We start from the raw sequence: 5,619 nt of genomic DNA, 5'->3' as shown, positions 1-5,619 counted from the left end.
GCCGAGGACCTGGGCATCGAGCTGACCCCGGCCACGGCGGCCGACCCGGCGGTCCGCCGGCGGATCTGCGAGCGGCTCGCCGAGGTCTCCGTCGACGAGATCCTCGGGAAGGAGCCGACAGCGCTCGGCAAGGCGCTGCGGCTGACCCGTCCGCTGGAGCGCAGCCTCGCACCGGCCTACCTGACCTTCTCCGGAGGTGTCTCCGAGTACATCTTCGGCTCAGAGCCGGGCGACTACGGCGACATCGCCCGCGACCTCGCCGGAGAGATCGTCAAGCAGCTGGGCGAGCGGGCCGACATCCCCGCGATCGACGCCGGCCAGCGGATCCGTGCCACCGTCATCGGTGCGTCGCAGTACACGGTGCAGGTCAGCGGCAAGACGATCCACGTCAGCGACCAGTCGGTGCTGCCGGTGCACAACCTGCCGGTGGTCCATCTCGGCCTCATCGACGCAGCGACCGTCGACCGTGAGCACGTCGCAGCCGTGATCCGGCGCGGCGCCGAGATCCGCGGCGCGGACCTGGCCCTGCCGGTCGCTCTCGGCTTCGGCTGGACCGGCCTTCCGGCGTACGCCGCACTCGAGGAGCTGGCGCTCGGGATCGCCGCCGGCGCCGGCGCCTCCGAGGAGCCCCTGACCCTCGTGATCGACGGCGACGTCGGCCAGCTGGTCGGCCGCATCCTCGGCATCGACGTGGGACTGGACCGCCGGGTCGTCTCGGTGGACGGCGTCGAGCTCAACGACCTCGACTTCATCGACATCGGAGAGGTGTTGACTCCGCCGGGCGTGGTGCCGGTGGTCATCAAGTCGCTCCTCTTTTCGTGACCGGGGAAGGACCGCATGAACCTCGCGGAGGTGCTGCGCAACCGCTCCTTCGTCACCTACCTCCTCGGAGTCGTCCTCTCCCAGATCGGGACCCGCGGCGCGATGGCGGCGAGCCTCTACCAGGTCTACGACCTGACCGGGTCGTTGGCGACCACCGGCCTCGTCGGCGCCGCCGGGGGGATCGCGGTGATGGTGCTCAGCCCGGTCGGCGGGGCGCTCGCCGACCGGATGGACCGTCGCCGCCTGCTGCAGCTGTCGCAGGGCGCCGGCGGTCTGGTCGCGTCGGCCCTGGCGGTCCTCACCCTGACCGACCACGTGCAGGCGTGGCACGTCGTCCTGGCCTCCCTGCTGTCGATGGGGGCGACCACCTTCGACAACCCGACCCGGACGGCGCTGATCGGGTCGATGGTGCCGGCGCACCAGCTCCCGCAGGCCTTCGCGCTGGTCAACCCGTGTCGCGAGATCGCGGTCCTGGTCGGCCCGGGGCTCGCCGGCCTGATGATCGCCCTCGGCGGCCCGGGCCTCGTCCACGCCTTCGACTCGATGACCTACGCCGCGATGATCGGGCTGCTCGTCCTCGTCAAGGCGCCGACCGCGCATCTCGACCGGGAGCACAAGCCGATCTTCGGCGCGATCGTCGAAGGCGCGCGCTACGTCGTGCACCGGCCGATCATCCTGCTGCTGATGTCGCTCGACCTCTCCGCGATGGTCTTCGGGGCCTACCGGGTGCTGCTGCCGGCCCTCGCCCTCGACGTCCTCGAGGTCGGCCCGAAGGGGTACGGCGTGCTGGCGGCCGCGCCCTCGGCCGGTGCCCTGCTCGCGACCTACAGCATCGTCAGGGTGCTCGGCCGCTCGCGCACGCTCGGCCGCATCCTGCTGTTCGCCACGGGCGGCTTCGCGGTCGCGGGCCTGGTTCTCGCGCATTCGCACTGGTTCGCGCTGACGATCCTTGCCGCACTCGGCCTCGGCGTCGCGGACGCCCTGGCGACCTCGATCCGACATGCCGCCGTGCAGATCGAGACCCCCGACGAGCTCCGCGGCCGGGTCTCGTCGATCTATCAGGTGTCCTCCCGCGGAGGTCCGGCCATGGGCGACGCACTCGTCGGCGCCCTCGCCGGGGCCCTCGGGCCGGCGCTCGCTCTCACGATCGGTGCCGGGATCACGCTGAGCTACGTCACCACCATGCTGGTCCGCGACAATCCGGTACGCCGCTACACCGGCCCGGACCGCTCGCTGGCAGAGGTCGGCTGACCGCTCGGCCCGACCCCCGGCAGAGCGCCCCCGCAGCGTCAGCGACCATGGGACCCGTGCGCACGATCGACGTGGACCTGGGTGCCGAGTCGGCGCACGTCCACCTCGACCTCGGCACTGAGCGCCGTCGGCGGCGAGTGGACTATCGCACGGGCGGTCCCTGGGGGCTCACGCGCTGGGTGGACCCCTCCGACGGCGCGGCGTACGTCCTGTTCAGCGGTGCGCTCGGAGGGGCGGCCGACCTTCTCGGCGAGGCGGGCCGTCCCGACGACCTGACCCGGACGACGCTGACCGTGCGGGTCTCCGGCGACGTCCCGGGGCCGACTCCGGTCAGCCTCGTCCCTGCTCCGGGGAGTGTGCTGGCCGGACACCACCTCGGCTTCGCCGTGGGGCCGTGGCGCCACGAGGCGGCCGACGGCGTGGCCATCCACGCCCGCCGGTCCTGCGACGCGGCGTTGCGCACGCCGCTGGCCGAGACCCGGGCTGCGCTGGACTGGATGCTCGACTTCTTCGGGGGTGACGCGCCGTGGGGGAGCGAGTACGTCCAGGTTTTGGTGCCGGACGCGCCGTGGCTTGCCATGGAGCACCCGGGATGTGTGCTGCTCTCCGAGCGACTGCTGACGGCCGACCGGGCGCGACGGGTCGCCGCCCTGGCGCACGAGGCCGCCCACCAATGGCTCGGCAACCTGGTCGCGCCGGCATCCTGGGCCGACCTCGGCGTCTTCGAAGGGCTCGCCGAGCTGCTCGGGCAGCTCGCCTGCCGGGACCTTCTCGGCAGCGCCGCCGACGCCTACCTGGACCACCGGCGCCGGCCCGCGCGGCTGGCGAGAGTGCCCGGGGTCGACCCGCGGGGACTGGCCGAGACGGCCGGGCTGGCCGAGGTCGCGGGCCCGACCCAGCACGCGGAGCTGTTCCGGGCGGCGCGACACGGCCTGGCCGCCGACGTCTTCCGAGGCAGGCTCAACGAGCTCGTGCGGACCAGGGCAGGACTCGCCACCAGTGCCGCCCAGGTCTGGGCCGCCCTCGGAACCGAACCCCGGGAGCCCGTGCAGGTGCGCCTGCCGGCGGCCGCCGGCACGGGGGGCGAGACGTGGACGCGAAAACTGCGCGGCCTGCGGCAGGTGGACCCCGCCACCGCCGTGGTGCGTGCCAGGCGGGCCTTCCGGTCGGCACCGGCGGGTCAGGGACGCGTCGAGCACGCCCTCGCCGCTCTCGCGGACCCCTCCCTTCCGACCGCGGTGGCCGTCGGTCTGGCGGCTGAGCTGGCCGGTGCTGGGCAGGTCAGCCGCTGATTGGCACGATCCAAGGCGAAAAGAAGACTACTAAGGTCTAACCATTCGTCCGTATCTGTGATATCCATCTCGTGCTGGACTAACCATCAGTCCTACGAGGTCGTCCCGGCCTTGCGATCAGCTCTGGGAGAAACCATGAAGAAGAAGGCCCTGATAATTCCGGTCGCGCTCCTGACGGCCGTCCTCAGCGCCTGCGGCAGCCCGACCGCGAGCTCGTCCGGCGACAGCAAGCCGAAGGTCGACAACCACGCGAAGCAGGTCTTCGACAAGTTCAACGGAATGACCGGCGCCGAGCGCACCGACGCGCTCGTCAAGGCCGCCGAGGACGAGGGCGAGCTCTCGCTCTACACCTCGAACACCGACATGGACGACATCGTCAAGGGCTTCACCGACAAGTACGACATCGACGTCAACGTCTACCGCGGCAACTCGGAGTCCGTCCTCCAGCGCATCCTGCAGGAGTCGAAGGCGGGCTTCGCGGGCGCGGACCTCATCGAGACCAACTCCGGCGAGCTCAACGTCATCGGCGACGAGGATCTCTTCTACCCCTACAAAGGCGAGTTCCGCGACGCGGTCCGCCCCGAGGGCCAGAAGGACGACTGGACCGCCGACCGCTTCAACGCCTTCACCATCGCCTACAACACCGACATGGTGAAGGGCAAGGACGTCCCGACGTCTCTCGACCAGCTCGCCGACCCGAAGTGGAAGGGCAAGGTCTCGATGGAGGTCGGCGACATGGACTGGTTCTCGGCGATGTACGGCTACTACCTCCAGCAGGGCAAGAGCGAGCAGGAGGTGACCGACCTGTTCAAGGCGATCGCCTCGAACGCGAAAATCGTCAAGGGCCACACGGTCCAGGCCGAGCTGCTCTCCGCTGGTGAGTTCGCGGTCGGCACCTCCATGTACACGCACTCCGTCCAGAAGGGCACCGAGGAGGGTCGCCCGATCGCATGGCGCACCGCCGCCAACCCGCCGGCACAGCCGATCGTCATCCGCCCCAACGGTGCCGGCCTGCTCGGCACCGCCAAGCACCCGGCCGCCGCGCTGCTGTTCATGGACTACCTGCTCACCGACGGGCAGAAGGCCATCGCCGACGCCAACCGCATCGGCTCCGTGCCGACTGCCGACGACCCGCTGGCCGGCCTGAAGACCATCGAGGTCAACGAGGACGAGATGCTCCACAACGCGAAGAAGTGGGACGACCTCTACGCGCAGGTCCTCAAGGGCGGCAAGGTCGCCGGCAAGTGATCCCGCTGAGCCTCTCAGCGTGACCCGCTCAGCATGACCCCTGCGCCCCGGCTCGGTCCCCGACGAGCCGGGGCGCACCCATGCGCGCCCCGTCGGGTGCCCGCCCGAAGGAGCCCCTCGCGTGACACGGCCTCAGGTCCGACTCCGGTTCCAGGCCGACGGCGCATGGGTCGGCGCGGCCAACGCCGGCTTCTCGTTCGCGCTCGGTGCCGCCTCTGTCGCGTTGCCGCTGCAGGCGGTGGCCGCCGGCCGCACAGCTCCTGCAGCGCGTGGCTCGGGCGTACTTCTGGACCGGTTCGCAGACCAACTTGGTGCGCGGCGAGGGCTCGTCGGTCAAGGCCCTCGCGTCGGTCAACCTGATCGGCAACCTGGGCCTTCTCGCCGGTCCCGTGATCGCCGGTCTCCTCATCGGTGAGGACGCCCATACGGCGCTCCTGTCGCGGCGGCGGCTGCGGTCGTCTCGCTCATCCCCACCGTGCGCCTGGACCGGCTCCCGCCGTTCCGGAAGGTCCAGAACCGGCCGCCCGGACGTCTGTGGGCCAGGGCCGGCGTCCGGGAGGGGCGCTACGCAGGCGTCACCGCCGGTGCCTGGCGCGGTCTGCTGGGCTCCTACGTCCCCATCGCGCTCGAACGCGCGGGGCGTCTCGCGGCGACCGTGGGCATCCTCGTCGCGGTCGCCAACGCGACCGCGATCCTCGGATCGTGGCTGGTGCGGCACGTCGACGGCGATGCACGTGCCCGGCGGATCATGCGCGCGGGTACGCCGGTCACCGGTGCGGCGATGGCCGTGATGGGTCTCGCCGCCGGGTCGAGCGTGCTCGCCGGGTTGGCTCTGGCGGCCTCCGGAATCGCCGCCGGAGCGCTCCAGACGCTCGGTCCGGCACTCGCCAGCGACTCGGTGCATCCGGAGGAACGTGGCGAGGCCATCGCGGCGACCGGCGTCTGGCGGGCGGCATCGCTCTTCGTCTCGCCCCTGGTCACCGCCGGTCTGGTCGCCGTGACGCCG

Annotated in this window: 4 protein-coding genes and 1 pseudogene; all 5 read left to right on the top strand. The window is 71.5% G+C overall.

The window, feature by feature from the left end:
- On the top strand, window positions 1-822 hold an 822-nt coding region (locus tag ACWEVO_RS28750), incomplete at its 5' end, for an ethanolamine ammonia-lyase reactivating factor EutA (RefSeq protein ID WP_452310615.1).
- A 15-nt stretch (window positions 823-837) separates the two neighbouring features.
- Window positions 838-2,073, top strand: a complete 1,236-nt coding sequence (locus ACWEVO_RS28745) for an MFS transporter (protein ID WP_452310614.1) — start codon at window positions 838-840, stop codon at window positions 2,071-2,073.
- A gap of 56 nt (window positions 2,074-2,129) precedes the next feature.
- Window positions 2,130-3,365, top strand: coding sequence for a M1 family aminopeptidase (locus tag ACWEVO_RS28740; protein WP_452310613.1), 1,236 nt, complete (start codon window positions 2,130-2,132; stop codon window positions 3,363-3,365).
- A gap of 135 nt (window positions 3,366-3,500) precedes the next feature.
- On the top strand, window positions 3,501-4,613 hold the full coding sequence (locus tag ACWEVO_RS28735; RefSeq protein WP_452310612.1) for an ABC transporter substrate-binding protein: 1,113 nt from the start codon (window positions 3,501-3,503) through the stop codon (window positions 4,611-4,613).
- A gap of 448 nt (window positions 4,614-5,061) precedes the next feature.
- Window positions 5,062-5,619: pseudogene (locus ACWEVO_RS28730) on the top strand (MFS transporter); the annotation flags it as partial.

The sequence above is a fragment of the Micromonospora sp. NPDC003776 genome (assembly GCF_053605645.1).
Note: the sequence above shows the minus strand (reverse complement) of the source record. Positions and strands in the feature narration are given on the sequence as shown.